Here is a 25975-nt window from a genome sequence, read left to right on the forward strand (position 1 = left end):
GTGCTTCCACGCCAATGGTACTGCGTCTCAAGACGTGGGAGAGTAGGTAACCGCCAAACCTAGCAAAGACACAACTCTCTATACAAAACATAATACAAAATTGACGCGGGGTGGAGCAGCCCGGTAGCTCGTCAGGCTCATAACCTGAAGGTCGCAGGTTCAAATCCTGCCCCCGCAACCAAATCCAAATGCCTCAAAGGCCCGCCATCACGGCGGGCCTTTGGCGTTCGCAGCAGCTCCTTTTCCTTAAAAACTTAATCGCTCACAGGCACGATATGGGTCCTTCACTCATCGCGACAGGTGTATTTGGGGATTAGGTTTCTCGTCTGGCTCAAGCGAGCGGCAGGCTTGAACCGGTGCCTGGTTCGCCATTCGGGAACGAGTTGGCGAAAAATTCCGCTTCAACCAATCCAGCTATTATTTGGTAGAAATGGACAACCCTAAGTGACGTTTCGGAGGATCTGGCGATCCGTCGCTTGCGATGACCAGTCCAAAATTGCCTTCAGATCAGGCGTAACGGGCGCCGCCAGGTCGGCGGCGAAGTCGAGGAACGCCGGCACATTGTTCGGGTTCACGGCGACCAGAACGGCAATGTCCCGCGATAGCGCTTCGGCAATGATCGGGCGGAAGCCGCGGCCACCGATTTCCTGTTTCCCGTATTTGTTGACGATCAAAATGGCGGGATGCGTGTCCAAGGCCGCTGCAACCAGACCGACTGCACTCTCCAACCCGGCGGGATCCAGGCGGCAGCCCTGTGACAATGCGCCCAGATCCTGACTGATCCGAACCACATCTGTTCCAGACAGGATATGCAGGTCCATATGGCACTTACGCGAAGGATCGCGGTCGTCATTGACCTGCACCGCACCGGCCAACGGAATTCCGTTGGCTCGGAGAATGTCAGCAGCCTGTCTGAGCAGGGCGTCCGCGGCGCCGCGTCCATCCACAGAAACATATCCAAGCATTTTGTCCTCCCACGCGCTGGGATACCCCGAACCGTATGCCGGGAAAACGGATAAGTTGGTGGCAGAAGGGCTTCATTCTTCAGTGATCGGCAGCCAAACCGTGAATTCCGCGCCGCCCTCTGGACGGTTGCGATACATGATCCTTCCCCCGGCCCTTTGTGCCAGCCTTTGAGAGATCGACAGGCCAAGGCCGGTGCCCTCGCCGGGTTTCGTCGTGAAGAAAGGATCAAAAACCGTGTCCAGAAGGGACTCGGGGACTCCGGGACCATTGTCCGCGACGACGAGGTCGACGCCTTTCCGGCCGGAGTCCACCCGTTCCCGCAATTCAAGATGCAGCGTCCCATCCTGCTCCATGGCGTGGGCGGCATTGACGATCAGATTTATTACAATCTGTTGGATTTCACCGGCGGAAATGCGCACTGGCGGAATGACACTGAAATCGGTCTCCACGGAGATATTGGCCGAGGACAGCACATGGTCGACAAGCACCAGGCAGTCCCGCAGCACCGTCTCAAGATCGGTCAGGTCGTCCGCGCTGGAAAAATCGTCCGGACGCGCGAATTGCAGCAATTTCCCGACGATCGCGTTGATGCGCCCGATTTGAGCGTCGATAAGATCGACCTCGGTCCGCACGTCGTCGATGTTTGCGCCGAGGCTGTCGCGAAGGACGTCCAGATTGCCTTGGATGACGGCCACCGGATTGTTGATCTCATGCGCCACGCCGGCTGTGATCTCGCCGATTGAAGCGAGCTTCTCGCTCATGACCAATTGCCGCCAGGTGTCTTCGACCTTGGCATTCGCCGCCTTCAATTCGGCTGTGCGTTCATCGACTCTTTGGTTCAGTTCCTCGGCCCAGGCGCGCAGTCGGACGTCCCGTTCCTGAACCTGATCCAGAAGGTCGTCGAGATGATTGGCCACTTCGCCGATTTCGTCGGACGTGTTGCTGACCCCGTTTCGAGCGGACAGGTCTCCTTCGCCGACGCGCCGCATGGTACGTGACATGTGTTCGAGGGGCGCAAAGACACCTTTGGCGAGCCACAGGAAGAGCGGGACGGACACCACAACCACAGCAGCGAAAGCTGCCAGCATGACCAGGTAGGCGTTGCGCTTTGCCGTGGTGAAGGGGGCTTCGAGGAAGCCGACGTAAAGCATGCCGACAGGCTTACCAAAGCTGTCACGCAGCGGCAGATACCCGGAAATATACCAGTCGTTCACGACGAAAGCGCGGTCCAGCCATGTCCGCCCCTGATCCAGAACCTGTTCGCGGACCGCTGCCGAGACGCGGGTGCCCAGCGCACGGACGTCTTCGAACAGGCGCACATTGGTGGAGATGCGCACGTCGTCCAGAAACAGGGTTGCCGTGCCCTGACGATCTCCGCCGGTGAAGGCGTTGAGATAGACGAGTGCGTTGATCGTGTCGATGAATTGAAGGTTGCGGTTCAGAAGGATGCCGCCCACCAGCACGCCCCTTTTGCCGTTCAACCGCACCGGGGTCGCTGAGTGCACCATCATGCCCCGATCCTCCACCACCCGTTCGGTTGGTACTGCGGCCTTCGTCGGCAGAAGATCAACCCGGGCGCGGATGTCGAGCCCCCCGGGCAGAGCAGCCAGATCATCGGCGTCGAAGATGTCTATGGCTGTGCTGGGCTGGCCGTCGAATGCGGACTGGATCACTGGCCAGGTTCTGGCCTCGACGCGCGCCTCGTCCATGGAAAGGAAGCGCAGGACGTCGAGGCCCAGTTCGTCTCTCTTGCTCTCGAAATACAGGTCCCGCCGGGCTTTCGGCAGCTCCAGAGCCTCGGCAAACTCGACGGAACCCGCCACGCTGCCCAGTTCGTCGCTTGTGGTCGACATGATCCGCGCGAGATATTGTTCCGCGATCCTCAGATCGGATTGCACGTTGGCAATCAGGATCCTGTCGTAATCCGCCGTCCAGCGAGCCATGCCGAGCAGCAGCAGCAAGGGGGTCAGTACGACCAGCGGCGCAAGAGCCAGGAACAGCAGGCGCACGCGGATGGACCGCGTGAAGAGTCGCCGCACCTGCTCGAGCCCGGTCACGGGTCCAGATGCCCGTGTACCGCGAATTGGTCGAGGTCGGCATCATCGGCTTCGATCACGCGGAATACCTCGCGGACGCCGGCTTCGGTCAGGTCACGGGCGACGATCAGCAGGGTGTTGGGCGCGTGTTCCTCACACAGGTCGGCCATGTGGAACAGTTCCTCGCGGGCGACCGGACGGGCCGCATCCACCGAGGGCGCGCCGTAATAGGTGACGAAGTGCTGCGCCAGCGTGGTTTCCAGCTCGGCCAGTTCGGTGGGTTCGATCTGGGTCACGGCGACGAACGTCACCCGTCCGCCGGTTTCCAGCCCCAGCCAGCCGTTGGAAAAGGCCTGTCGCTGTTTGCCGGTCAGGTCGCCCTCGGTCCAGTCCGAGAATTCGAACCCTCCGGGGATGCACCATTCGCCAGTGCGCGCGGGCAGGGCAAAGACGTTCTGGTCGCTTTCATCAAAGTGGATGGCGCGGGCGAGTTTCACGGTGTGTCCTCCAGAAGGTCAGTCAGCGGGATCAGGCGGGTGTCGTCGCCGGTGCGGAGCAGCATCCCGAAATGTTCATCCACGCCGAGGAAGGTGCCGGAGGTATCGCCGCGTGTCACCGTCTCGCCCATGCCATGAACGAGGCCGCGCCATTCGGCGTTCAGCCCTTTGTTGCCTGCATCCTCCCAGCGGGCGATCCAAGCCAGAGTGTGCCGCGCCCAGGCTTCGACCAGCATCGCCGGTTCCACGTCGGCGCAGCCCTCGACGAACAGCGCGGTGCGGTCGGGGTTAAGCCCGGTGTCGTCGGACATGGGCAGCAGGTCCAGCGACCACGAGACCACCAGCCAGTCGGGCACGACATCGGGATCGTCAGTTGCCGCAAAGGCCCGCATGCCCCCGGCCAGCGCGCCGTTGACGCGCAGCCTGCCGTCCCAATCCAGATGCACGGCGACCTCTGGCGGGGCCAGCGCGCCAAGGGCGTTCTGGAACCCTACGCCGCACAGCGGCAGCATCGCCATGGCCTCGCGCAGCGGCACCTCGGGGGCAAAGACCAGCGCCGCCCCCATCCGGTCCTGCGCGATGCGATAGGTCACCAGCCCCGCGTCTACGCCCTGAATAGCCCGCAGGACGGCGGTTTCCTCGGGCGAGTCTGCAACCGCCTCGCCGTACATCGCCGGGGGAAAGCTCAGCGCCTGTTCCGTCATGCCATGTCCCGGTCGATCAGCGCGCGAGCGACCTTGTGGAAGGCCTCCGCCTGCGGGCTGTCAGGCTGGCTGACCACGATGGGCGCGCCGCCGTCCGCGGCAAGGCGAATGGAAAGGTGCAGCGGGATTTCCGCCAGCAGGGGCACACCCAGCTTTACCGCTTCGGCCGCGACGCCGCCGTGGCCAAAGACATGCTCCTCGTGGCCGCATTGCGAGCAGATATGCGTCGACATGTTCTCGATCATGCCAAGGATCGGGACGTTCAACTGCTTGAACATGTCCAGCCCCTTGCGGGCGTCCAGCAGCGCCACGTCCTGCGGCGTCGACACGATTACCGCCCCATCCACCTGCGCCTTTTGAGCAAGCGTCATCTGCACGTCACCGGTGCCCGGCGGCAGGTCGACGATCAGCACGTCCAGCGCGCCCCATTGCACCTGCATCATCATCTGCTGAAGCGCGCCCATCAGCATCGGCCCACGCCAGACGACCGCCTGATCCTCGTTGGTCATCAGCCCGATGGACATCATCGTCACGCCGTGGTTGCGCAGCGGCAGGATCGTCTTGCCATCCGGCGAGGACGGCCGCCCCGACACGCCCAGCATCCGCGGCTGTGACGGCCCGTAGACGTCCGCATCCAGCAGACCCACGCGCCGCCCCTGCTGAGCCAGGGCACAGGCGAGGTTCGCCGACACGGTCGATTTCCCCACGCCGCCCTTGCCCGACGCCACCGCGATCAGGTGGTTCACGCCGGGGATCTTCTGCGGGCCTTGCGGCTTGGGTTTCGGCTTTGCGCCCAGCCCCGGGGGCGGCGCATCCGCCGTCACCGCGATATTGACCGACCCCACGCCCGCCGCCGCCAGCGCCGCCTCGGCGCGCGCCTTCACCGGCTGCCAGGCGTCGGCCTGTCCCGGCGCGACCTCCAGCACGAATCGCACACCGGTGTCCGCCACGCCAAGCGCCCGCACCACGCCCGCCGACACGATGTCGCCGCCGGTCGGGGCCTCGATGGTCTTCAGGATCTCCAGAACCTCGTCACGCGTCGCCACGTCCTACTCCTGTCCTTGGATCTCGCCCGTGACCTCATGGGTCAGGTCGAGCTCCTCGATGGTGATGACGGCCTTCACCGCGTAACGCTTGCCCGACGTATCGGCGTCGCGCATCGCTTCCTCGATGGCCTGCTGCGAGGTGACACCCACCTGCTTCAGGAACTTGCGCATCGACATGTTGAATTCGTCGCTCATGACGTCTCTCCCGTGAAAGTTGACGCAAGGCCGCGCTGCCGCTTAGGCTGGCTGCCATGCGCTGTTTGTTGTTGATACTGGCCCTCGCCGTGCTGCCCTTCAAGGTGCTGGCACAGGAAAGGTCCGTCCTGCTGTACGCCCCGCCTGCGCTGGTGGACACGGGGCTGATGAAACACATCCTGCCGCGCTTTGCGCTCAAGACACAGGTGCGCGTCACCCTGACCGACACGCCTGAGGCCGCGCAGGTCGTTCTGGGCGACGCGGGTCAGCCGCTGTTCGAGGGGGCGGGGCAGGTCTGGGCCATGGAGGTGACGCAGCCGACCGAATGGACCGGGCGTTTCGCCGACTGGCTCGGCGGTGACATCGGCCGCGACACGGTGCTGGCCTATGCGCCCGATGGCGCGGCGATCTTCACGCCCCCACCGCAGGCTGCGCGCAAGGTTGCCACGCTGGAACTGGACGGCGACCCGGCGTTGGGCCTGCAAGTCTCGCGCCTGAAATGCGCCCGCTGTCATGCGGTCGACGACCAGACGCGCCTGTCCGGCATCGGCTCCACCCCCAGCTTTTCCGTGCTGCGCAGCCTGCCCGGCTGGCAGGACCGTTTCATCGGCTTCTACGCCCTGAACCCGCACCCCGCCTTTACCCAGATCGCCGAGGTCACGCTGCCCTTTGACGAGGCACGCCCCAGCCCCATCGTCCCCGTCGAGATGACGCTGGACGAGGTCGAGGCCGTGCTGGCCTATGTCGCCGGGATGGCCCCCGCCGATCTGGGAAAGCCGCTCGATCATCAGTGATCGCGTCGTTTCGAAAGGTAGTCCTCGGTGGTGCGCGGGCGCGGACGCGGCTTTGACGCAAAGGGGCTGTCGTCGGCGTGGAACTGCGCGTTCACCCGGCAATCGTCGCACATCTGGATCATCCGCAGCTTGTCGCCCGCGAACATCGCGTGTTCGGACAGCTTCGCCGTGATGCGTTCCACCGTGGATTTCACTCCGAACAGGGCGCCGCATTCGACGCAGGCAAAGGGTTCTTCCTCCTTCAGGATGCGCTGGCTCAGCGCGGCGTCGCTCAGGTCCAGACGCGGTTCCAGCGTGATGGCCTTTTCCGGGCAGAGGTTGGCACACAGCCCGCATTGCAGGCAGGCGTCCTCCTGGAACCGAAGCTCGGGCCGGTCGGGATTGTCCCCCAGCGCGCCCGAGGGACACAGCGACACGCAGGACAGGCACAGCGTGCAGGCGTCCTGATCCACCACAACCGCACCATAGGGCGCACCTTGCGGCAAGGGCAGGGTGGCATCGCCATGCAGCGCACGGGCCGCCTGCCGCGTGATCTGTCGCCGCGTGCCCATGGGCCGCACGGGCTGCGCCACGGCGTCAGGGGCGTTCTCGTCGAACAGTGCCTCTGACAGCGCATCGGGGTCCACCGTGTCGATGATCGACACCGAGGCCGCGCCGCCAATGGCCTGCGCCAGCGCCACCTGCGCACCGATGGCGTCGAGGTCCGCACCCGGTCCCGCCAGCAGGCTGACAGAGGCAAAGCCCGCCCCCAGCGCCGCCACCGCCTCGGCATGGCCAAAGACCCCGAGTTTCGGCAATTCCAGAGGGATCACGTCGGCGGGCAGGCCTTGGCCGTAACGTGCCGACAGGCGGATCATCTCGGCCCCGTGGGCATCATGCACCAGCAGGCGCGGCGCGCTGCCGCCTGCATCCATGAACGCCTTGGCCAGCGTCTGCACCCGCCGCATGGTCAGGTCCACCGGCGGCGCGTCATAGCTGATCGCGCCCGAGGGGCAGACCGCCGAACAGGCTCCGCATCCGGCGCAGATCATCGGATCGACGGTCACATGCTCGCCCGCAGGCAGGATCGCCCCCGTGGGGCAGAGGTCCAGACATCGCGTGCAGCCCGTCTGCTCGGCCCGCGAATGGGCGCAGAGCATCGGCTCCATCTTCACGTGCAGCACCTTCTCGAAGGTCCCCGTCAGATGCGAGGCCGCCAGCACCGCCGCCGCCACCGCAGGGGCATGGCCCGGCTCGGCCCGCAGGTAGCCTTCGCGCTTCTCATGTGCCGGGAACAGCGGCGCCTCGCCGCGCAGGTCCAGCAGGATGTCGCAGGCCGATTGCCCGCCGTCGCGCGGCTCGGACAGGGTCAGCGCCCCGCGTCCGCCCGGTTCCACCATGCGCAGCGCGTCGATGGTCACCTCGAACTGCCCCAGCGCGCCCTTGGCCCGGCGCAACCGCCCGGTGATGACGTCATAGGCGCGCGTATCCGGCACCTCCGCCCCGTCGGGCAGCAGGACGGTGACGGCGAGGTGGTCCTTCAGCTGTTCGGCGGCAGCCAGCGCGACCTCGGCGGGGCCGACGATCAGGCAGACGCCCTCGGACAGCACGTCGATGGTTTTCTCGGGCGCGGCGGGCAGCAGGGCCTCGGCCACGAGCGCGGACATTTTGGGTAGTTTGTGGCCCTGATCGGCGCTCCACCCGGCGCGGTCGCGCAGGTCCAGCAGGGGGGGCGCATCGACCCCCAGTTCCTCGGCCAGGGCGGTAAAAACTGCCTCTTCCTGGGTGCAGCAAAAAATCGTGTCACCGGTGGTCAAGGCCTCTGCCGCGCGGTCGATCTGCCGGGTGCACAGCGCCGTGCAGGGTGCGGGGACGGTCAATCCGGTGGCCTCGGACAGGGCCTTGGCGTCGATGGTCTGCGTTCCCAGACAATCACAAGTTATCAAGGTCTTGGCCATTCACTTCCTCCCCTGCGGCGCGCGGTTTTTTCCCGGTTCAGGCAGCCCGCGCGCCGGGTAGCTACACATGATTCGATGTGGTGAACAACCGCTTTCCAAGAGGCGCCCCTTGGCGTCCGGCCCCTTTCGTGGCCCGTTTCCCGCCAGGTGATTCGCCCGTTCTCATTCCGCCTGTTTTCCGAGCAAAACACTCGGGTTGGACACATTGGCCATGGGTGTCACCAGCCGCCGTGGACCCCGGTCAAAATGACCCGAAAACCCATTCGGCGTACGATGGTGTGCAAAAACGCTTTCGGCGCGGAAAATCCTGCGCTTAGGCTGGGGCAAGGGAGGAATACCGTGATCCACAACCCGAACGCCTATCGCACCATGCCGGTGGGGGTCGTCCTGCGACGGACGCCCGGCGTCACCCGTTGGGCCAAGTGGCACTGGTCCGCCTCCGCCGTCCTGCCCGGCGCGGGAGAGGCGTCGTGGAAGGAACTCCGCCGCGAGGGCGAAGCCGTGGAATACCACGCCGCCACCACAACGCTGGAACTGCACGGGGCCGAGGCAGAGGCCTACCTCAACGGCCTGTCCTCCGAAGTGCCCAGCCTCTACGTCGTCATGCGCCGCAGCGACGGCGAGCATCCGTTCGAAATCCTCCGCGTCACCGCCTCCCCCTACGAGGCGCAGGACTACACCGACAGCGGCGAGGAGCAGGTGGAAAAGGTCCCCATGCCGCACGGGCTGGTGGCCTGGATCCGCGCCTTCGTCGAGGAATTCTACGAGGAAGAAACCTTCATCAAGCGCAAGCGCGACCGCAAGCGCGTCGACCTCGTGCAGGACGGCATCGGCGATCCGCGCATCGGCAAGGCGGCGGACATCTACGCCTCGCCCAAGCTGAAACGGCGGAGGCTGCAATGAGCTTTTGGGAACGCCGCAAGGCCGCCGTCGCCGCCGAGGCGCAGGCCGAGGACGCGGCCCGCATCGCCGCCGAAAAGGCCGCCACCGAACAGGCGCTGGCCGAGAAGTCCGACGAACAACTGCTGGCCGAGGCCGGCCTGCCCGAGCCCGAGCAGGTCGAGAACGGCGAACAACTGCGCGCCTTCCTTCAGGCGCAACTGCCGCAACGGCTGAAGAACCGCGCCCTGCGCCAGCTGTGGCGGTCCAACCCGGTGCTCGCCAACCTCGATGGCCTGCTGGAATACGGTGAGGATTACACCGACGCCGCGCGCTGCGTGCCGGACATGAAAACCGTCTACCAGGTGGGCAAGGGCATGTTCGACAAGTTCGCCGAGGAGGCCGCGCAGGCCGCCCGGGCGGAGGACGGCGGGGCAGGCGAGGGGGTCACGGAGAGGCTCCGCGACGGGGAGCCCGACCTCGCCCCGCCCGCTTCCGACCAACCTGTTCCCGAACAGCCCCAGACGCCGGAACCCGAGACATCAGAACCCATCGCCGCCGCGCAGCCCGCGCCCGAGACGGCCCCGTACGAGATAACCGAACCCGACACATCCCCGGCCCCCGTGGCCCGGCGGATGCGGTTTCGCTTTGAGACCTGAGGAGAGACGATGACCGCAGCCGCTGCCACCCAGATCGCCGAAGAGGACCGCCTCCGCGCGGACCTCTACAACTACCTCGGGCTGATCCTGTCAGGCCCGCCGGACGAGATGTTGCTGGCGCAGACCTCGTCGCTGTCGGGCGATGACACCGCGCTGGGGCAGGCGATCAGCACGCTGGCCAAGATGGCCAAGGTCACCAAACCGCAAAGCGCCGCGCGCGAGTACAACGCGCTGTTCATTGGTCTGGGGCGCGGCGAACTGCTGCCCTATGCGTCGTACTACATGACCGGGTTTCTTAATGAAAAACCGCTGGCGGCCCTGCGTCAGGACATGACCCGCCACGGTCTGGCCCGCGCCGACAACGTGTTCGAACCCGAGGACAACATCGCATCGCTGATGGAGATGATGGGCGCGCTGATCGTCGGCCGCTTTGGCCGTCCGGCCCCGCTGGCGACGCAAAAGGAATTCTTCAACAAGCACATCGCGTCCTGGGCCGGACATTTCTTTGCCGACCTCGAAGGCGCCAAGGGGTCAGTGTTCTACACCCCCGTGGGCACCATCGGCCGCGCCTTCATGGACATCGAGGCCGAGGCCTTCCGCCTCGGCTGACATTGAGCCTGCGAGGGCGAAGCCCTCGCGTAACGAGCGGCGCGAGAGCGCCGGAACCAACAACCGGAGGAATGCAATGACGGAGAAAGAGGCCACGCGCCGCGATTTCCTGAAACTTGCGGGCACCGCTGCCCCCGTTGCTGCCGTGGCCGTGGCCACCAGCGGCACCGAGGCGGCTGCCAGCGCACCGGACCTGTCGTCCAACAAGATGCAGGACACGGAACATACCCGGGCCTACCTGGCCTCCGCGCGCTTCTAGGCGCGCCCCTGCGCGGTTTCACACCTGCGCAGAACGACGAACAGCGGCAGTCCGAAACAGGGCGCAGCACCCCCGCTGGTGGAACGAATGGTAGCGTGAGGCCCGACTGTTCCGCCTTTCACCGTCCGGAACGCGCAACTGCGTCCGGGCATCGTCCTGCGGGCCGAAAGGCACGTAAAGGGAGAGAGACACATGCTTAGGAAAAAGACCAACGGGGTAGCGCGACGCCCCCAGCGGACTTCGATCCTGTCCGAGGTGGCAAAGACCTCGGTCGACCGGCGCGGATTCCTCCGCGGTTCCGGTCTGGCGATCGGCGGCCTTGCTGCCATCGCGGCGACGGGCGGCACCGTCCAGCAGGCCAGCGCGGCCACGGCGTCCACGGGGAAGGTGGACCTGATCAAATCCGTCTGCACCCATTGTTCGGTCGGTTGTACCGTCATGGCAGAGGTGCAGGACGGCGTCTGGATCGGCCAGGAACCCGGCTGGGACAGCCCCTTCAACCTCGGCGCGCATTGCGCCAAGGGCGCGTCCGTGCGTGAACACGCGCATGGCGAACGCCGGTTGAAGTACCCGATGAAGAAGGTCGGCGGCGAATGGGTCCGCATCAGCTGGGAGGACGCGATCAACGAGATCGGCGACCAGATGATGAAGATCCGCGAGGAAAGCGGACCGGATTCCGTGTACTGGCTGGGTTCGGCCAAGCACAACAACGAGCAGGCCTACCTGTTCCAGAAATTCGCGCGCTACTGGGGGACGAACAACGTCGACCACCAGGCGCGCATCTGTCACTCGACGACCGTCGCAGGTGTTGCCAACACCTGGGGCTATGGCGCGATGACGAACTCCTACAACGACATCCACAACTCTCGTGCGATCTTCATCATCGGGGGCAACCCCGCCGAGGCGCACCCGGTGTCGCTGTTGCATGTCCTGCGGGCCAAGGAGCAGAACAACGCACCGCTGATCGTCTGCGATCCGCGTTTCACCCGCACGGCGGCCCATGCCGACGAATACGTGCGGATGCGTCCGGGGTCGGACGTGGCGCTGATCTGGGGCATCCTCTGGCACATCTTCGAGAACGGCTGGGAGGACAAGGAGTTCATCCGCACCCGTGTCTGGGGCATGGACCAGATCCGCACCGAAGTGGCGAAGTGGAACCCCGAGGAAACCGAACGCGTGACCGGCGTGCCGGGCAGCCAGCTGGAGCGCGTGGCGCGCACCATGGCGAACAACCGTCCGGGCACCGTGATCTGGTGCATGGGTGGCACCCAGCATACCACCGGGTCGTCCAACACCCGTGCCTACTGCGTGCTTCAGCTGGCACTGGGCAACATGGGTCTGTCGGGCGGCGGCACCAACATCTTCCGCGGCCACGACAACGTTCAGGGCGCGACGGACCTTGGTGTTCTGTCCCACACGCTGGCGGGCTACTATGGCCTGGCCAAGGGCTCGTGGCAGCACTGGGCGCGCGTCTGGGGCGAGGACTTTGACTGGCTGAACGGCCAGTTCGCCAAGATGAAGGCGGCGGATGGTTCCGACAAGGACCTGATGTACGAGACCGGCATCCCGGTGTCGCGCTGGATCGACGGTGTCCTCGAGGACGCCGAGAACATGGACCAGCCCAACAAGGTCCGTGCCATGGTGCTCTGGGGCCATGCGCCGAACTCTCAGACCCGCCAGGTCGAGATGAAGAAGGCGATGGAACTGCTGGACATGCTCGTGGTGGTCGACCCCTATCCGACCGTCTCGGCCGTTCTGCATGACCGCACCGATGGCGTCTACCTGCTGCCGGCGGCCACCCAGTTCGAGACCTACGGCTCGGTCACCGCGTCGAACCGCTCGATCCAGTGGCGCGATGCCGTGGTGAAACCGCTCTTCGAGGCGAAGCCCGATCACACGATCATCGGCATGTTCGCGCAGAAGTTCGGCTTCCACGACCGCCTGTTCCGCAACATCGCGATCGAGGAGGACGGCGTCACGCCGAACATCGAGGACACGTTGCGCGAGATCAACAAGGGCATGTGGACCGTCGGCTACACCGGCCAGTCGCCGGAGCGCCTGAAGCTGCACATGGCCAACCAGCACACCTTCGACAAGACCACGTTGCAGGCGGTTGGCGGCCCGGCGGATGGCGACTTCTACGGTCTGCCCTGGCCCTGCTGGGGCACGGCAGAGATGAACCACCCCGGCTCGCCCAACCTCTATGACATCAACACCCCCGTGGCGAAGGGCGGCCTGCCGTTCCGCGCCCGCTATGGTGTCGAACGGGACGGTCAGAACCTGCTGGCCGAAGGCGTGTCCAACCCCGGTGCGGAAATTCAGGACGGCTACCCCGAGTTCACCATGCAGATGCTGATGGACCTCGGCTGGGACGCTGACCTGACCGACGACGAGAAGGCCGCCATCCAGGCCGTCGCGGCGGAAAAGACCAACTGGAAGACCGACCTCTCGGGCGGCATCCAGCGCGTCGCCATCGCCCATGGCTGCGCCCCCTACGGCAACGCCAAGGCGCGCTGCGTGGTCTGGGAATACCCCGACCCCGTGCCGCTCCACCGCGAGCCGCTCTACTCGAACCGTCGGGACCTGGTCGCAGACTACCCGACCTACGAGGACCGCAAGTCGTACCGCCTGCCGACGCTCTACGCGTCGATCCAGAAGAACGACTTCTCGAAGGACTACCCGATCGTCCTCACCTCCGGCCGTCTGGTCGAATACGAGGGCGGCGGCGACGAGACCCGGTCGAACCCCTGGCTTGCGGAACTCCAGCAGGACATGTTCGTCGAGATCAACCCGCGCGACGCCAACAACCTTGGTGTGCGTGACGGGGCGATGTGCTGGGTCGAAGGTCCCGAGGGCGGCAAGGTGCTCGTCAAGGCAATGGTGACCGAACGGGTCGGCGAGGGCGTGGCCTTCATGCCGTTCCACTTCGGCGGCCATTACCAGGGCGAGGACCTGCGGTCCAAGTACCCCGAGGGTGCAGACCCCTATGTCCTGGGGGAATCCACCAACACCGCGCAGACCTACGGCTATGACGTCATCACGCAGATGCAGGAGACCAAAGCCACCCTCTGCAAGATCATGCCGGCATAAGGGAGAGAAAGAATGGCAAGAGCGAAATTTCTCTGCGACGCGGAACGCTGCATCGAATGCAACGCCTGCGTCACCGCCTGCAAGAACGAGCACGAGGTGCCCTGGGGGATCAACCGCCGCCGCGTGGTGACCATCCAGGACGGCAAGCCCGGTGAACGCTCGATCTCGGTGGCCTGCATGCACTGTTCGGACGCGCCCTGCATGGCCGTCTGCCCGGTGGATTGCTTCTACCAGAACGAGGAAGGCGTGGTCCTGCACTCCAAGGACCTCTGCATTGGCTGCGGCTACTGCTTCTACGCGTGCCCCTTCGGCGCGCCGCAGTACCCGCAGGCGGGCAACTTCGGGTCCCGTGGCAAGATGGACAAGTGCACCTTCTGCGCCGGTGGCCCCGAGGAGAACAACTCCAGCGCGGAGTTCTCCAAGTACGGTCGCAACCGGATCGCCGAGGGCAAGCTGCCCATCTGCGCCGAGATGTGTTCCACCAAGGCCCTGCTGGCCGGTGATGGCGACGTCGTGTCCGCCATCTACCGCGAGCGCGTGGTCGCCCGCGGCTTCGGCTCGGGCGCCTGGGGCTGGGGCACGGCCTATGATCAGAAGGGCGGCTGACGCCTGACAGGCGGGCCGGGGGCATTCCCCGGCCTGCATCCACCACCACTGACACGGCGGGGCCTTTCAGGGCCTCGCCCTTTGTGGCGTTGCGGGACCGGAGGGGGCCGCGCGCCAATGGGGAAACGCATGAAAAGCCGTACCGCAGAAGCGCTGTTCTTTGTCCTCCTGCTTGTCGTCGTCGCTGTGACGTCATGGTGGTTCACGCCCAAACGCGGCGTGGACGAGGTCGAAGCACAGCTGATTGCCGCCCGGCAGGCGACCGGCGGCGCACAGACGCTGGAAGACATCCTGCGGCGCCAGCAGGGGCTGCCGATCGACGAATCCTTCCGGTCGACCAACACCGGCGGCGACGCCGTCCCGCCGCCGAACCTCGCGCCGCTGGGCACCTCTTCGGACCCGGACCTGTGGCGCGCCATCCGTTATGACAAGCTGCAGGACCCGACCGTCACCACCGGCACAGAGGTCGGCGCGGTGATGATCCAGGACGGCGGGATGCGCTGGCTGGAATTCCGCGCGGGTCCACTGCGCACCTATGGCGGCTGGTTGCTGCTGGGCACCATCGGCTTCCTTGCCGTGTTCTTCCTGTTCCGGGGCCGCATCCGCATCGAGGGCGGCAAGTCCGGTCACACGGTCACCCGCTTTCACGCCTTCGAACGCTTCACCCACTGGTTGACGGCGGGGTCGTTCCTGCTGCTGGGCTTCACTGGCCTGTTCACCCTGTTCGGGCGCGCATTCCTGATCCCGATCATGGGTCACGAGGCCAATTCGACGCTTCTGATCGTGTCCAAGTACATCCACAACAACGTGTCCTGGGCCTTCATGATCGGCATCGCGCTGATCTTCGTCCTCTGGGTCTGGCACAACATTCCCGACAAGCTGGACCTGATCTGGTTCAAGCAGATGGGCGGCATCGTCGGCGACCAGCACCCGCCCGCCAAGAAATTCAACGCCGGGCAAAAGCTGATCTTCTGGTCGGTGGTCCTGCTGGGCGGCTCGATCTCTCTGTCTGGTTTGTCGCTGCTCTTCCCCATGGACCTGCCGCTCTTCGCGAAAAGTTTCATTCTGCTCAACGACCTTGGCGTGCCGTCGATCCTCGGGATGGACCCGCTGCCGGTGGCGCTGGCCCCGCAGGAAGAAATGCAGCTGGCGCAGCTTTGGCACGCCATCGTGGCCTTTGTCCTCATGGCGATCATCATCGCGCATATCTACATCGGTTCCGTCGGCATGGAAGGCGCATTCGAGGCCATGGGATCGGGCGAAGTGGACGAGAACTGGGCTGAGCAGCACCACTCGATCTGGTACGAAAAGAAGAAGGCTCAGGGCGAGGCCACAGCACCCGACGCCGCCACCCCGGCGGAATGATGCGCTGGCTGGCGGTCGCCCTCCTGTGCGGCGCTCCGGCGTTCGCGCAGGAGTTCACCACCCTCAAGGGACACGGCGGCCCCATCATGGGCATCGCCGTCTCGCACGAGGGCACGGTGGTGACCGCCAGCTTCGACAATTCGGTGGGGGTCTGGGAGGGGCGCTCGCCTGACTGGCTCGAAGGCCATGACGCGGCGGTAAACGCGGTGGCGCTGGGCGACGGCTTCATCGTCTCCGGCGGTGACGATTTCACCGTGCGCCTGTGGTCGGACGCCCCGCGCGTGCTGGGCCAGCACAAGGGTAAGGTCATGGCGCTGGCGGTCTCGGGCGACCTTGTTGCCAGCGCGTCGTGGGACGGCACCTTGGGCCTCTGGCCGCTCACGGGCGAGGGGCGGCTGCTCGACGCCCCCGGCGGCGTGAACACGGTGGCTTTCGACACCCCGTCCCGGCTTTACGCCGGGACCTCCACCGGCCAACTGATGCGCTACGATCTGGACACGGGCGAGGCCCTGCCGCTGGCCAACCACGGTTTCGGCATCAACGAGCTGATCGTTTCCCCCGACTGGATCGCCTACGGCGCCGTCGACGGCGGCACCCGGGTGATCGACCATTCCGGGGACGAGATCGCCGACTTCACTCTCGACCGCCGCCCGATCCTTTCCATGGCCTACCACGCGCCCTCGCACCAACTGGCGGTGGGCGACGGCCACGGCTATATCATGATGCTCGACACGGCGGCCTGGGCCATCACCCGCGACTTCCGCGCCACCCGCCAAGGCCCCGTCTGGGCGCTGGCCTTCTCCCCGGACGGAGCCACCATCTGGGCAGGCGGCCTCGACGACGTCGCCTACGGCTGGCCCGTCGCCTCGCTCGACGCCTTCGAGCCGGGTATCTCCGGCGAACGCTCCTTCCTGCGCGACGCCGATACCATGTCCAACGGCGAACGCCAGTTCATGCGCAAATGCTCCATCTGCCACGCCACCACTCCGGGCCCGTCACGCAAGGCCGGCCCCACCCTCCACGGCATCTTCGGCCGCCGCGCGGGCAGCCTGCCGGACTATCCCTATTCCGAAACCCTCGCCACGTCGGATATCCTCTGGACGGACGCGACCATCGACACACTCTTTGACCAGGGACCGGACCACTATATCCCCGGCTCCAGGATGCCCATGCAGGTGATCTCCGGCGCCACTGACCGCGCCGACCTCGTCACCTGGCTGAAGCAAGCCACAACAACGGAAGACACGAAATGAAAGCAATGCTCCTCGGGTTCCTCGCCATGGCCCTCATCGGTGTCGGCGCATGGTACGGCCTCAACGCGCTGGAACTGACCTCGGCGCAGGTCCACTCGGACAGCAACGTCCGGCTCGACTGAATGGCCGAGGACTACGGCAGCGACCTCGCCGGTGCGTCGATCCTCGTGATCGACGACGAACCCGGCATGCGCAACTTCCTCTACAAGACGCTTGGCCCCCGGGTGAAGCGCATCGAACTGGCCGCCTCCCCCGACGAGGCCACGGCCAAGCTCGACGAATGCCACTTCGACCTGGTGATCCTCGACAACGTCATGCCGCGCAAGACCGGCCTCGAGTGGGTCGCCGAACAGCGCAAGCTTGGCTTCCTCGCCGACACCATCCTCATCACCGCCTATGCCGACCTCGAAACCGCCATCGCCGCCCTGCGCGCGGGCGTCAGCGACTTCGTCCTGAAACCCTTCCGCGCCAACCAGATCCTCGGCGCCGTCGCCCGCACGCTGGACCGCAAGTACCTGCGCCGCGACAACACGCTCCTGCGCCACGAACTCAGCGCCGACCAGGGCGGCAAGATGCTCGGCACCTCCGACGCCCTGTCCGAGGTCCGCGCGCTCCTCAAACGCCTTGCCCCGCTGCCAACCCCCGTCCTCTTCACCGGCGCCTCCGGCACGGGCAAGGAACTGGCCGCGCGCACCCTCCACCAACTCAGCGACCGCCGCGACCGCCCCTTCGTGCCCGTCAACTGCGCCGCCATCCCGCCGGATCACATCGCGCAGGACCTCTTCGGCATCAACGGCCCCGAGGACACGCTGAAACCCGGCCTCTTCCTGCTGGCCGACGGCGGCACGCTGTTCCTCGACGAAGTCGCGCAGATGCCGGAACAGGTCCAGGCCGCGCTCCTGCGCGCGATCGAGGACCAGCGCGTCCGCCCCATCGGCGCGGAACGCGAATTCCCCCTCAACCTCCGCCTCGCCTTCGCCACCAATGCCGACTTGGAACAGGCGGTGGCCCAGGGCAAATTCCGCGCCGATCTCTACCACCGCATGAACGTGGTGCGCATCCACATGCCCCCGCTCAAGGACCGCTCCGAGGACATCACCGAACTCGCCGCCCTCTTCATGCAGCAATTCTCCACCACGCTGGGCCTGCCCGCGCTGGACCTCTCCGCCGAGACCCTGCTGAAGATGCGCCGCTACGACTGGCCCGGCAACGTGCGCGAACTCAAGAACCTCGTGGAACGCTCCGTCATCCTCGGGACCTTCCCGCCGGAATTCTCGGGCGACACCCGCGTCACCGGCAACCGTGCGGTGGAAAACCTCGACCAAGTCATGCAACGCCACATCCTGCACGTGCTCGACCTCTGCGACGGCAATCGCGCCGAGGCTGCCCGCCGTCTTGGCGTCTCGCGCAAGACCATCGACCGCAAGGTCACTGCCTGGGACGAATGACCCCGCCAGGAGGTCGGCACACCCCCCCCCTTCATCTTGACGAAAATACCGCGGGGGCCCGGGGGCAGAGCCCCCGCCTGTCGTGCGTAGCGCGACAGTCTGGACATGCGGGCAGAGCCCCCAACGCGCCCGGAACGGACGCGCCGGTCGCCTCGGCATAGCCGAGGCGAAACCTCACGCAGTCCAACGCCCCCAGCCGTCAGGCGTTCCAGCGGACCGTGCCCAGCCCTGTCAGGTCATAGCCGCCCATGCGATCCGCCCGCGCCGCCATGGCCTCGGACTGGCAGAACACCATCAGCCGCTGCATGCCCGTGTCGAACCAGGCGCGGCGGTTCACCAGCAGGTCGAACCGTTCCTCGATCAGCGGCACGAAGGGCAGGCCGAAATCCTTCGCCACCGACATCAGCCCCAGCGTCGCCTCGGCATCGCCGCGTGCCACCGCCTGCACGGCCTCGGTCTCGGTGCGGGTGACCTCGACCATTTCGACCCGCTTCAGGTCCAGCCCGGCCTTGGCCGCCAGCATCCCGAACAACACGTCCGACCCGCTTTCCGGCTGGCGCGGCACCACGCGCCGCCCCGCCAAGTCGGCCATCCCGGCAATGCCCGACACATCCCGCCCCAGCACAAGCCCGCGCGACCGGGTGGCAAAGCGCACCAGCACCGCGTTCTGCCCTGCGCAATCCCGCGCCACGCGGGGCACGTTCCACTCGCGCCCCTCGTCATCGGCCAGGTGCAGACCCGCCGCGACGCCTTCGCGCCGCCGGAACCGTACCAGCCCGTCCGTCGATCCATCGAAATAGGTGGCCAGGCCGCAACGCGATTCACGAATGGCCCAGTCCAGCAGCGGGTCATGCGATCCCAGTACCACCCCGGGGCGGGGCGTCTTGGACACCGCGCCCTCGGAATGCGCATCTAGCCAGGCGCGGATGCCCGCGGCGGGGAACAACAGCTTGCCCGTCGCCCGCGTACAGGGAACCTCGCCTGAGGCGGCGAGGTCGTAGATCTTGCGCTCCTTCAGCCGCAGCAACTCGGCCAGTTCGGGAACGGTGAGGAATTCGTGCTCGGTCATGGTCTGCCCTTTCGCCGGGCAGACCCCGGGGCATCCCTCAGTTAGCAACCTTCGGCGCGTTGGGGAAGAACAGCTGCTGCCCGTCGATCTTGTAGCCCGCGATGGCGTCCTGCCCTTCGGCGCTCACCAGCCAGTCGGAAAACGCCTTGGCCGCGTCGACCTTCACCGCCGGACATTTCTCGGGGTTCACCGGGATCACGCCGTACTGGTTGAACATGTCCTCGTCACCCTGAACGGCGATCTGGTAGTCCTGCTTGTTGCCAAAGTTGATCCAGGTGGCCCGGTCGGTCATGACATAGGCGCCCATGCCGATCCCGGCATTGAGCGTCGCGCCCATGCCAGACCCCGTCTCGCGGTACCACTCGCCCTCGGGCGCGATCCCGGCGGCGTTCCACAGCGCCACTTCCTTCTTGTGGGTGCCCGAGTCATCCCCGCGCGAGGTAAAGGCCGCGCCCTTGTCCGCGATGGTCTTGAGCGCCGCCTCGACGTCCGTAGACCCTGCCACGCCAGCCGGATCGCTGGCCGGTCCGACGATCACGAAATCGTTGTACATCAGGTCCGTGCGCATGGTGCCACCGCCCTCGGCGACGAACTTCTCTTCGGCGGGCTTGGCATGTACCAGCAGCACGTCGCCGTCGCAGTTGGCGGCGTTCTTGATCGCCTGGCCCGTGCCCACGGCGACCACGTTCACGGTGATCCCGGTCTTGTCGGAAAAGATCGGCAGCAGGTAGTCGTACAGCCCCGAATTCGCGGTCGAGGTGGTCGATTGCACGATGATGCTTTCCTCGGCCAGTGCGCACAGAGGTGTCATCGCCAGCGCGGCGGCCAGCGTCAGTTTGGTGAGTTTCATGATGTCTCCCTTGGGTTATGCCTTCAGGTTTGTCCGCTCAGGCAACAATCCTGCCGTTGATGAAATCCCGGGCCGCAGGGCATTGCGGACCGGCAAAGAAATCCTGGGCCACGGCATGTTCCGCCACGCGCCCGCGGTGCAGGAACACCACGTCATCGGCCAGCCTGCGCGCCTGTCCGATATCATGCGTCACCAGCACGACCTTTACGCCGCGATCGCGGGCGTCCATGATGATGCGCTCGATGGCCAGCACCGACCCGGGGTCAAGGCTCGCCGTCGGCTCGTCCAGCAGCAGCACGCGCGGCTCCAACGCCAGCGCCCGCGCCAGCGCCAGCCGCTGTGCCTCGCCGCCCGACAGGGCGCGCGCCGGTTGCCGCGCCTTCTCCAGCAGGCCGACATGCGCCAGCAGCGTATCGCGCCGACCCCGATCCAGCCCACGCGCCTTGAGCACGAAATCCAGGTTCGCCGCCACCGACCGCCGCAGCAGCACCGGCTTCTGGAACACCAGCGCCTGCGTCGCCGTCATCTCCTCCGCCGGGCGCCCGTTCCACAGAACCTGCCCGTGATCGGGGGTGTTCAGGCCATGCAGCAGCCGCAACAGCTGTGTCTTGCCAGTGCCGTTCGGCCCCATGATCGCCGTGATGCCCGGGCCGTCAAGTGACACGGATGCCCCGGACAGGATGCTGCGTCCGCCCAATGTCAGATGCAGGTCAACCGCTTCCAGTGTCATCGGTGCCACCGTCTGCACGCCCAACGGCGCATAGGCAAAATCACGCATGCGCCACCTCCGCCTCTCCCTGCATACGCAAGACCTGCACGGCGGCATTCACCCCCAGCGCGATGACCATCAGCACGATCCCCAGCGCCAAAGCTAAAGCCAGCTCGCCCTTCGACGTCTCCAAGGCAATCGCCGTCGTCATCACCCGCGTCAGGTGGTCGATGTTGCCGCCCACGATCATCACCGCGCCGACCTCCGCCACCGCCCGGCCGAACCCGGCCAAAGCTACCGTCATCAGCGCCGTGCGCCCGTCCCACAGCAAAGCCTGCACCGACTGCATCCGCGTCAGGCACAGCGACCGGAACTGCTCGGCATACTCGTCGTTCAGGTCTTCCAGCACCTGCCGCGACAGGGCCGCGACGATGGGCGTGATCAGCAGAGTCTGGGCGATAATCATGGCGGTCGGCGTGTACAGGAGGCCCATGAAGCCCAACGGCCCGGCGCGCGACAGGGCCAGATAGACCAGCAGGCCCAGCACCACCGGCGGCAGGCCCATCAGCGCATTGACCAGAACCAGCACCGCGCCGCGACCGGGGAAGCGCGTGATTGCCAGCAACGCGCCGATCGGCAAACCGATCAGGCAGGCCAGCAGACAAGCGGAGAGGCTGACGCGCAGCGACAGGCCGACGATCTCGATCAGATCGGCGGTGGGATGCAGCACCAGCCCAAAGGCCAGCGCGAAGGCATCACCAAAGTCCTGCATATCCTCCGAAGCCCTCCCGTTCTCCTGCGCTTAAAATACGGGTGGCACCAAGGTAAGGGCAAGGGAATGCTTGTCCCCGTTATGTCCCGTTGGTGTGCTGATGGGGGTCAAAGTGGCCGCTCAGCGATGCGACTGGGAAAATTTTGCAGGATTTTGCAGGTCCGAATTCACTTCAGCGCCGCTTTCATATCCTTTTCCGGAAAACAGGTCGCGGGCAGGCCTTTCGCCTCCTGCCAACGCCCGATGGAGCGCCGCGTCTTGAATCCCGGCAGGCCATCGGCCCCGCCGACGTCATGTCCCATCTTTTCCAGCGCGCGCTGCATGGCGGCCACGTCAGATCGGTACAGCCCGCCGACAGCGCCCCAGCGCGCGGTGAAATCACCCACGCCATACTGGATGCGGTCGCCGACATGTCCGACGAACAGCGCATAGAGATCGGACATGTTGTAGTCCTTCAGGACGTAGAAGTTCGGCGTCACGATAAAGGCCGGACCGTGCCGCCCGGCGGGCATCAGCAGGAATCCCTGTCCCTTCAACTCGTGCGCCGGGAACGCCTTGCCGCCGACGCGGCGCACCCCCGCCTTCTCCCAGTCGGCAATGCGCCGCCCCTGATCCGGTCCTTCGAGCGTGCAGCTGACCGAGGCCGGAACCACCACCTCGAATCCCCAGTCACGGCCGGTCTGCCAGCCATGCGCCTTCAGGTAATTGGCAATCGACGCAATCGTGTCCGCCTCTGACCGCCAGATGTCGGCGTGCCCGTCACCGTCGCCATCCGCTGCAAATTTCAGGAAATTTGTCGGCATGAACTGAGGTTGCCCCAGCGCACCGGCCCAACTGCTTTTCATGGCGGAAGAAGGCGCATGACCCTCCTGCGCGATCTGCAACAGGGCAATCAGTTCCGCCGTGAAGTAGGCCGCTCGGGTGGACATGAACCCTTTGGTGCCCAGCACCTGAAAGGCATCATGCGGGATCTTGGCCGCGCCATAAGCGCTTTCGCGGCCCCAGATGCCCAGCACGATCCGTCCCGGCACCCCAGTAGACGTCTCCGCGCGGGCCAACGCCTTGGCATGGGCTTTCATCATCCGGCGGCCCTGCGTGGTCGCGCCGTCCAATCCGCCCCGGTTGAAATATTTGCCCGGGCTGCCAAATTCCGCCTGCCGCTGGATCTTGGGCGTTGCGGGTTTCGTGCCCGGCGGTACGAGGTCCGGGAGGTCCCAGTTCAGCGACACGCCCTTGAACGCAGAGTCAAAAGTGCTGCGCGACACACCCTTGCGGCTGGCCGCAGGCCAGACCGTCTGCTCAAGCCAGCCGCGAAACTGCCGCTCGACGGCGGCCCGGTCCTGCGCCAGCGCGGGCAGGGCATGAAGGCAGACCAGCAAACTCAGAAAAAGGCTACGAAGGGGCACGTTCACTCTCCGACAAAGACCGTCGGTCAAAGCCTATCGCCCGATCTGCCAATGCGCATCCCCCGGGGTGCGCTTCAGCGATGTTTTACCGATGGAGGGCGTCAAGCCTCGCGTTCGGCAAGGTTCACCATCTGACATTTCCAGCTTTGGATACGTTCGCCGGGGTGCTCGTTCACCCATTTCGCCAGCTGCGGCTGGGCACCCATCATGCACATCATGGGGGTGACGTCCGTGAACAGCAGGGACCGTTCGTGGCAACTGGCTGCCTGTGACTGTGACCCGAACATACAGGTCATGAAAATCAGCTCGATCATCTGAGGCCTCGCTCAATACATCCTTTAGTCGCAATTCAACTATGCCTTAATGTCAGGAACGGTCTGGTTAACGCACCGTGCGCTGCTTCGAATTGTCCGCATTCGAAGCCTGTTTTGGTGGCAGGGCAACGGCATCTGCCCAAGGAAGGAGCATCATGGACAAGCCTCGCCCCGGTCTGTCTTTGAAAGCCCGGCTGACCGCGGGGACCATCGCGCTGACCTTTGGCACGGTTCTCACCGCGCTGGTGTTGCTGGTCGGTATGGCGCAGGTGGCCGCGCGGATGCAGGCGGCGCTGGATGCCGAAGCACGGATGGCACGCTATTCCACCTTGTCCACGCAGGTCTCGACCTTCCTTGTCGTGGCAACCGAAGCAGTGCAGCGCGGCGTGCCCGCCGAAACCCGCGCCGACCGCCTGACAGCGGTGGTGGACAGCATCCATGCCACGTTCGCGCTGCTCGACGGTGATCTCGAGCGAGCGGTAGCGGACGCAGAACGGCTTGATCTCAATACGCAAAGCCGCCACGGCACGCAGTCGCTTCTCCTTGCCCGCATGTCCGCGTCGGTGGACCAGACGCTACGAGGCCTCTCACGCGACGGACAGGAGACCTCTGCCCTGCGCGCTCATATCGACAGTTTTGCCTCCAGCTTCGATCCCCTCCTGAACGAGGCCGTGAACACCGAGGTGCTGTTCCGGCGTGAGACCCTTTCAGGCATCGAAACCCTCCGTCAGCGCCTGACTGTAATCGCCCTAGCCTTGGCAGTTCTGTCAATCCTTGCAGCCACAGTGTTTTACGCGGGACTCATTCGTCCGCAGTTTCGTCGTCTTGACCTTCTGCGCGGGGCAGCGCGCCAGATCGGACAGGAGGACTTCGCCGTCACCCTGCCCGAGACCCGCTCCGACGAGATCGGTGCCCTGTTCGCCGAGACAAACCGTGCCGCGGGCACCCTCGCCGCCAGAAAAGCGGAAGTGCAGGCAGACTGGGCGCGTCTCAACGATCTCATCGCCGAACGGACCGAACAATTGCAGGCTGCCAACGCACGGCTGGAATCCATAGATGAGAACCGTCGCCGCCTGTTTGCCGACATCAGCCACGAATTGCGCACACCGCTCACCGTCATCCTGATGGAGGCGCAGTTGGGCCAACAGGCCACACCTGAAGCCGCAGAGACGTTGAAAACGATCGAGGCCCGCGCTTCCCGACTCAACCGGCGCATTGACGACCTTCTCAGGGTGGCACGCTCTGACACGGGCGCTTTGGCGTTGTCGCCCGAACCCGTCTACATCCCGGACCTGTTCGTCGAAGTGGCCGAGGAAACCGCTGCGGAATGCGCCTCTGCCGGTGTGGTCCTGACCGTCAAGGCTATGTCCGCAACTGTAACAGCCGATCGCAATTGGCTGCGCCAGGTGCTTGTGGGGCTGATCCGCAATGCGCTACGCCACGCGCGCGACGGTAGTCTTGTCCAGCTTTCCGCCGACTCCGATGGCGTCCTTTCGGTAATCGACAACGGCCCGGGCATTCCTTCCGAAGTCCAGGCCACGATCTTTGACCGCTTCACCCAAGGCGCGCCCAATCGTGCGGGTTTCGGCCTTGGTCTTGCCCTCGCCAAATGGGTCATCGAGGAACACGGCGGAACCATTTCCATAGACAGCCCTGTCGCGGATCCACTCGGTGACCGGCCGGGGACAAAAGTTGCTGTTCGCCTCCCCCTCAACACGCGCTAAGACAAGGCCATGACGCAGCGGCTTCTCATCGTGGATGACGACCCCGGCATCGCTTCGGCGCTGGCGCGCGGCATGACGTTGAATGGCTACGAAACGACGACAGAAAACCGGGCGGATCGGGCCTTGTCGCACCTGATTTCAGACCAGTTCGACGCGGCGATTGTCGATGTCATGTTGGGGCAGGACAGCGGCATCGACGTGGTGCGCGCCGCCCGCGCCCGGGGCGCGACCTTGCCGATCCTCATGCTCTCTGCGCTGTCCGAAGTCGAACACCGGGCAGAGGGCCTCGAAGCCGGGGCAGACGATTATGTCGTCAAACCCTTCGACTTTGCCGAACTGGTGGCGCGCCTGAACGTGCAGGCCCGCCGCGCCCAGGCCCGCAGGCCGCAGAATGCCCGCTTCGCACGCTCGGACCGCAGCCTGACGCGCGGTCCGGACTCTGTGACCCTCACCGAACGCGAGGCTGACCTGCTGCTGCTCCTGCTTGACGCCGGCCCCGAGCCGCTTCCCCGCGGCGAAATCTTCGATGCGCTCTGGGCTGCCGAAGGCTCGGGCGCGGAAAATGTCGTCGATGTCTACATCGGGTATATCCGCAAGAAACTGACTGCGGGCGACTTCGGATTCACCATCAAGACCGTGCGAAACAGGGGGTTTTGCCTCGACGGAACGATGCCGGACGTCACTCAATTCTGAACCGGGTTACCTCTGAACCCTTTCTCAGAAAATAAGAATTCCGTCTTTCCCCGCGACCGGGCAAACTGGCTTCACCTCCCGACCGGGTGACCGGC

The 25975-nt window shown here is 65.4% G+C and carries 26 protein-coding genes and 1 tRNA gene; 14 read left to right on the forward strand and 13 right to left on the reverse strand.

The window, feature by feature from the left end; translation table 11 throughout:
* Positions 1 to 104: 104 nt before the first annotated feature.
* Positions 105 to 181, forward strand: a tRNA-Met gene (locus ACP16H_RS23640).
* A gap of 259 nt (positions 182 to 440) precedes the next feature.
* On the opposite strand, the gene ACP16H_RS23645 is transcribed toward ACP16H_RS23640, so the two are convergent.
* From ACP16H_RS23645 to ACP16H_RS23670, 6 genes are all read right to left on the reverse strand, one after another.
* Positions 441 to 965, reverse strand: coding sequence for a DUF2478 domain-containing protein (locus ACP16H_RS23645; RefSeq protein ID WP_425074653.1), 525 nt, complete (start codon positions 963 to 965; stop codon positions 441 to 443).
* A 72-nt stretch (positions 966 to 1037) separates the two neighbouring features.
* Complete coding sequence (locus ACP16H_RS23650) at positions 1038 to 2909, reverse strand: sensor histidine kinase (RefSeq protein ID WP_425074694.1); 1872 nt, start codon at positions 2907 to 2909, stop codon at positions 1038 to 1040.
* 110 nt (positions 2910 to 3019) lie between these two features.
* The gene (locus ACP16H_RS23655) at positions 3020 to 3499 is read right to left on the reverse strand and encodes a DUF6505 family protein (protein ID WP_425074654.1); all 480 of its coding nucleotides are present in this window, start codon (positions 3497 to 3499) and stop codon (positions 3020 to 3022) included.
* Complete coding sequence (locus tag ACP16H_RS23660) at positions 3496 to 4203, reverse strand: DUF4444 domain-containing protein (RefSeq protein ID WP_425074655.1); 708 nt, start codon at positions 4201 to 4203, stop codon at positions 3496 to 3498. Before ACP16H_RS23660 ends, ACP16H_RS23655 begins: the two co-directional genes overlap by 4 nt.
* A complete protein-coding gene (locus tag ACP16H_RS23665) occupies positions 4200 to 5249 on the reverse strand; it encodes a P-loop NTPase (RefSeq protein ID WP_425074656.1) in 1050 nt (349 codons plus the stop codon). The genes ACP16H_RS23660 and ACP16H_RS23665 overlap by 4 nt, the downstream gene beginning before the upstream one ends.
* Positions 5250 to 5252: 3 nt before the next feature.
* Positions 5253 to 5444, reverse strand: a complete 192-nt coding sequence (locus ACP16H_RS23670) for a DUF6494 family protein (RefSeq protein ID WP_425074657.1) — start codon at positions 5442 to 5444, stop codon at positions 5253 to 5255.
* Positions 5445 to 5500: 56 nt separating this feature from the next.
* On the opposite strand from ACP16H_RS23670, the gene ACP16H_RS23675 reads away from it, so the two are divergent.
* A complete protein-coding gene (locus tag ACP16H_RS23675) occupies positions 5501 to 6238 on the forward strand; it encodes a hypothetical protein (RefSeq protein ID WP_425074658.1) in 738 nt (245 codons plus the stop codon).
* Here ACP16H_RS23675 and ACP16H_RS23680 read toward each other — a convergent pair.
* On the reverse strand, positions 6232 to 8175 hold the full coding sequence (locus ACP16H_RS23680; protein WP_425074659.1) for a 4Fe-4S binding protein: 1944 nt from the start codon (positions 8173 to 8175) through the stop codon (positions 6232 to 6234). The two genes, ACP16H_RS23675 and ACP16H_RS23680, sit on opposite strands and share 7 nt — an antisense overlap.
* Positions 8176 to 8544: 369 nt before the next feature.
* On the opposite strand from ACP16H_RS23680, the gene ACP16H_RS23685 reads away from it, so the two are divergent.
* From ACP16H_RS23685 to ACP16H_RS23730, 10 genes are all read left to right on the forward strand, one after another.
* Complete coding sequence (locus ACP16H_RS23685; RefSeq protein ID WP_425074695.1) at positions 8545 to 9078, forward strand: DUF3305 domain-containing protein; 534 nt, start codon at positions 8545 to 8547, stop codon at positions 9076 to 9078.
* Complete coding sequence (locus ACP16H_RS23690) at positions 9075 to 9713, forward strand: DUF3306 domain-containing protein (protein ID WP_425074660.1); 639 nt, start codon at positions 9075 to 9077, stop codon at positions 9711 to 9713. Before ACP16H_RS23685 ends, ACP16H_RS23690 begins: the two co-directional genes overlap by 4 nt.
* Positions 9714 to 9722: 9 nt before the next feature.
* Positions 9723 to 10322, forward strand: a complete 600-nt coding sequence (locus ACP16H_RS23695) for a TorD/DmsD family molecular chaperone (protein WP_425074661.1) — start codon at positions 9723 to 9725, stop codon at positions 10320 to 10322.
* Positions 10323 to 10398: 76 nt separating this feature from the next.
* Entirely contained in the window at positions 10399 to 10581 is a 183-nt protein-coding gene (locus ACP16H_RS23700; RefSeq protein WP_425074662.1) for a twin-arginine translocation signal domain-containing protein, read from the forward strand.
* A 192-nt stretch (positions 10582 to 10773) separates the two neighbouring features.
* Positions 10774 to 13671: a formate dehydrogenase subunit alpha gene (locus ACP16H_RS23705; RefSeq protein WP_425074663.1), complete on the forward strand. Its 2898-nt coding sequence runs from the start codon at positions 10774 to 10776 to the stop codon at positions 13669 to 13671.
* A 12-nt stretch (positions 13672 to 13683) separates the two neighbouring features.
* Positions 13684 to 14277 carry a formate dehydrogenase FDH3 subunit beta gene (gene fdh3B / locus ACP16H_RS23710; protein WP_425074664.1) on the forward strand — a complete coding sequence of 198 codons (594 nt, stop codon included), beginning with the start codon at positions 13684 to 13686 and terminating at the stop codon, positions 14275 to 14277.
* Between the two features lie 129 nt (positions 14278 to 14406).
* Positions 14407 to 15642 (forward strand): formate dehydrogenase subunit gamma, encoded by a 1236-nt coding sequence (locus ACP16H_RS23715; protein WP_425074665.1) that lies wholly within the window; start codon positions 14407 to 14409, stop codon positions 15640 to 15642.
* Positions 15642 to 16895 (forward strand): c-type cytochrome, encoded by a 1254-nt coding sequence (locus ACP16H_RS23720; RefSeq protein WP_425074696.1) that lies wholly within the window; start codon positions 15642 to 15644, stop codon positions 16893 to 16895. Before ACP16H_RS23715 ends, ACP16H_RS23720 begins: the two co-directional genes overlap by 1 nt.
* Positions 16892 to 17017, forward strand: a complete 126-nt coding sequence (locus ACP16H_RS23725) for a hypothetical protein (RefSeq protein ID WP_425074666.1) — start codon at positions 16892 to 16894, stop codon at positions 17015 to 17017. The genes ACP16H_RS23720 and ACP16H_RS23725 overlap by 4 nt, the downstream gene beginning before the upstream one ends.
* Positions 17018 to 18343 (forward strand): sigma-54-dependent transcriptional regulator, encoded by a 1326-nt coding sequence (locus ACP16H_RS23730; RefSeq protein ID WP_425074667.1) that lies wholly within the window; start codon positions 17018 to 17020, stop codon positions 18341 to 18343.
* Positions 18344 to 18542: 199 nt separating this feature from the next.
* On the opposite strand, the gene ACP16H_RS23735 is transcribed toward ACP16H_RS23730, so the two are convergent.
* The 6 genes from ACP16H_RS23735 to ACP16H_RS23760 form a co-directional block, all read right to left on the reverse strand.
* Complete coding sequence (locus ACP16H_RS23735) at positions 18543 to 19412, reverse strand: substrate-binding domain-containing protein (protein ID WP_425074668.1); 870 nt, start codon at positions 19410 to 19412, stop codon at positions 18543 to 18545.
* A 37-nt stretch (positions 19413 to 19449) separates the two neighbouring features.
* Entirely contained in the window at positions 19450 to 20262 is an 813-nt protein-coding gene (locus tag ACP16H_RS23740; RefSeq protein WP_425074669.1) for a substrate-binding domain-containing protein, read from the reverse strand.
* 37 nt (positions 20263 to 20299) lie between these two features.
* The gene (locus tag ACP16H_RS23745; RefSeq protein ID WP_425074670.1) at positions 20300 to 21040 is read right to left on the reverse strand and encodes an ATP-binding cassette domain-containing protein; all 741 of its coding nucleotides are present in this window, start codon (positions 21038 to 21040) and stop codon (positions 20300 to 20302) included.
* Complete coding sequence (locus ACP16H_RS23750; protein WP_425074671.1) at positions 21033 to 21743, reverse strand: ABC transporter permease; 711 nt, start codon at positions 21741 to 21743, stop codon at positions 21033 to 21035. Before ACP16H_RS23750 ends, ACP16H_RS23745 begins: the two co-directional genes overlap by 8 nt.
* 167 nt (positions 21744 to 21910) lie before the next feature.
* The gene (locus tag ACP16H_RS23755) at positions 21911 to 23149 is read right to left on the reverse strand and encodes a lytic murein transglycosylase (protein WP_425074672.1); all 1239 of its coding nucleotides are present in this window, start codon (positions 23147 to 23149) and stop codon (positions 21911 to 21913) included.
* Between the two features lie 101 nt (positions 23150 to 23250).
* Positions 23251 to 23463, reverse strand: coding sequence for a hypothetical protein (locus ACP16H_RS23760; RefSeq protein WP_425074673.1), 213 nt, complete (start codon positions 23461 to 23463; stop codon positions 23251 to 23253).
* Positions 23464 to 23540: 77 nt separating this feature from the next.
* Here ACP16H_RS23760 and ACP16H_RS23765 point away from each other — a divergent pair, with 77 nt between their 5' ends.
* Together ACP16H_RS23765 and ACP16H_RS23770 are read left to right on the forward strand one after the other, a co-directional pair.
* The gene (locus ACP16H_RS23765) at positions 23541 to 25187 is read left to right on the forward strand and encodes an ATP-binding protein (protein ID WP_425074674.1); all 1647 of its coding nucleotides are present in this window, start codon (positions 23541 to 23543) and stop codon (positions 25185 to 25187) included.
* Positions 25188 to 25196: 9 nt separating this feature from the next.
* Positions 25197 to 25880 carry a response regulator transcription factor gene (locus ACP16H_RS23770; RefSeq protein ID WP_425074675.1) on the forward strand — a complete coding sequence of 228 codons (684 nt, stop codon included), beginning with the start codon at positions 25197 to 25199 and terminating at the stop codon, positions 25878 to 25880.
* Positions 25881 to 25975 lie beyond the last annotated feature (95 nt).

This window comes from Sagittula sp. S175 (assembly GCF_049800975.1).
Lineage (GTDB): Bacteria > Pseudomonadota > Alphaproteobacteria > Rhodobacterales > Rhodobacteraceae > Sagittula.

Excerpts from the sequence above, each read along its gene's own strand:
- ACP16H_RS23645 (WP_425074653.1), bottom strand. The coding sequence starts at position 965 with ATGCTTGGATATGTTTCTGTGGATGGACGCGGCGCCGCGGACGCCCTG.
- ACP16H_RS23650 (WP_425074694.1), bottom strand. The coding sequence starts at position 2,909 with ATGGCTCGCTGGACGGCGGATTACGACAGGATCCTGATTGCCAACGTG.
- ACP16H_RS23660 (WP_425074655.1), bottom strand. The coding sequence starts at position 4,203 with ATGACGGAACAGGCGCTGAGCTTTCCCCCGGCGATGTACGGCGAGGCG.
- ACP16H_RS23670 (WP_425074657.1), bottom strand. The coding sequence starts at position 5,444 with ATGAGCGACGAATTCAACATGTCGATGCGCAAGTTCCTGAAGCAGGTG.
- ACP16H_RS23675 (WP_425074658.1), top strand. The coding sequence starts at position 5,501 with ATGCGCTGTTTGTTGTTGATACTGGCCCTCGCCGTGCTGCCCTTCAAG.
- ACP16H_RS23680 (WP_425074659.1), bottom strand. The coding sequence starts at position 8,175 with ATGGCCAAGACCTTGATAACTTGTGATTGTCTGGGAACGCAGACCATC.
- ACP16H_RS23685 (WP_425074695.1), top strand. The coding sequence starts at position 8,545 with ATGCCGGTGGGGGTCGTCCTGCGACGGACGCCCGGCGTCACCCGTTGG.
- ACP16H_RS23690 (WP_425074660.1), top strand. The coding sequence starts at position 9,075 with ATGAGCTTTTGGGAACGCCGCAAGGCCGCCGTCGCCGCCGAGGCGCAG.
- ACP16H_RS23695 (WP_425074661.1), top strand. The coding sequence starts at position 9,723 with ATGACCGCAGCCGCTGCCACCCAGATCGCCGAAGAGGACCGCCTCCGC.
- ACP16H_RS23700 (WP_425074662.1), top strand. The coding sequence starts at position 10,399 with ATGACGGAGAAAGAGGCCACGCGCCGCGATTTCCTGAAACTTGCGGGC.
- ACP16H_RS23705 (WP_425074663.1), top strand. The coding sequence starts at position 10,774 with ATGCTTAGGAAAAAGACCAACGGGGTAGCGCGACGCCCCCAGCGGACT.
- fdh3B (WP_425074664.1), top strand. The coding sequence starts at position 13,684 with ATGGCAAGAGCGAAATTTCTCTGCGACGCGGAACGCTGCATCGAATGC.
- ACP16H_RS23715 (WP_425074665.1), top strand. The coding sequence starts at position 14,407 with ATGAAAAGCCGTACCGCAGAAGCGCTGTTCTTTGTCCTCCTGCTTGTC.
- ACP16H_RS23720 (WP_425074696.1), top strand. The coding sequence starts at position 15,642 with ATGCGCTGGCTGGCGGTCGCCCTCCTGTGCGGCGCTCCGGCGTTCGCG.
- ACP16H_RS23725 (WP_425074666.1), top strand. The coding sequence starts at position 16,892 with ATGAAAGCAATGCTCCTCGGGTTCCTCGCCATGGCCCTCATCGGTGTC.
- ACP16H_RS23730 (WP_425074667.1), top strand. The coding sequence starts at position 17,018 with ATGGCCGAGGACTACGGCAGCGACCTCGCCGGTGCGTCGATCCTCGTG.
- ACP16H_RS23735 (WP_425074668.1), bottom strand. The coding sequence starts at position 19,412 with ATGACCGAGCACGAATTCCTCACCGTTCCCGAACTGGCCGAGTTGCTG.
- ACP16H_RS23740 (WP_425074669.1), bottom strand. The coding sequence starts at position 20,262 with ATGAAACTCACCAAACTGACGCTGGCCGCCGCGCTGGCGATGACACCT.
- ACP16H_RS23745 (WP_425074670.1), bottom strand. The coding sequence starts at position 21,040 with ATGCGTGATTTTGCCTATGCGCCGTTGGGCGTGCAGACGGTGGCACCG.
- ACP16H_RS23750 (WP_425074671.1), bottom strand. The coding sequence starts at position 21,743 with ATGCAGGACTTTGGTGATGCCTTCGCGCTGGCCTTTGGGCTGGTGCTG.
- ACP16H_RS23760 (WP_425074673.1), bottom strand. The coding sequence starts at position 23,463 with ATGATCGAGCTGATTTTCATGACCTGTATGTTCGGGTCACAGTCACAG.
- ACP16H_RS23770 (WP_425074675.1), top strand. The coding sequence starts at position 25,197 with ATGACGCAGCGGCTTCTCATCGTGGATGACGACCCCGGCATCGCTTCG.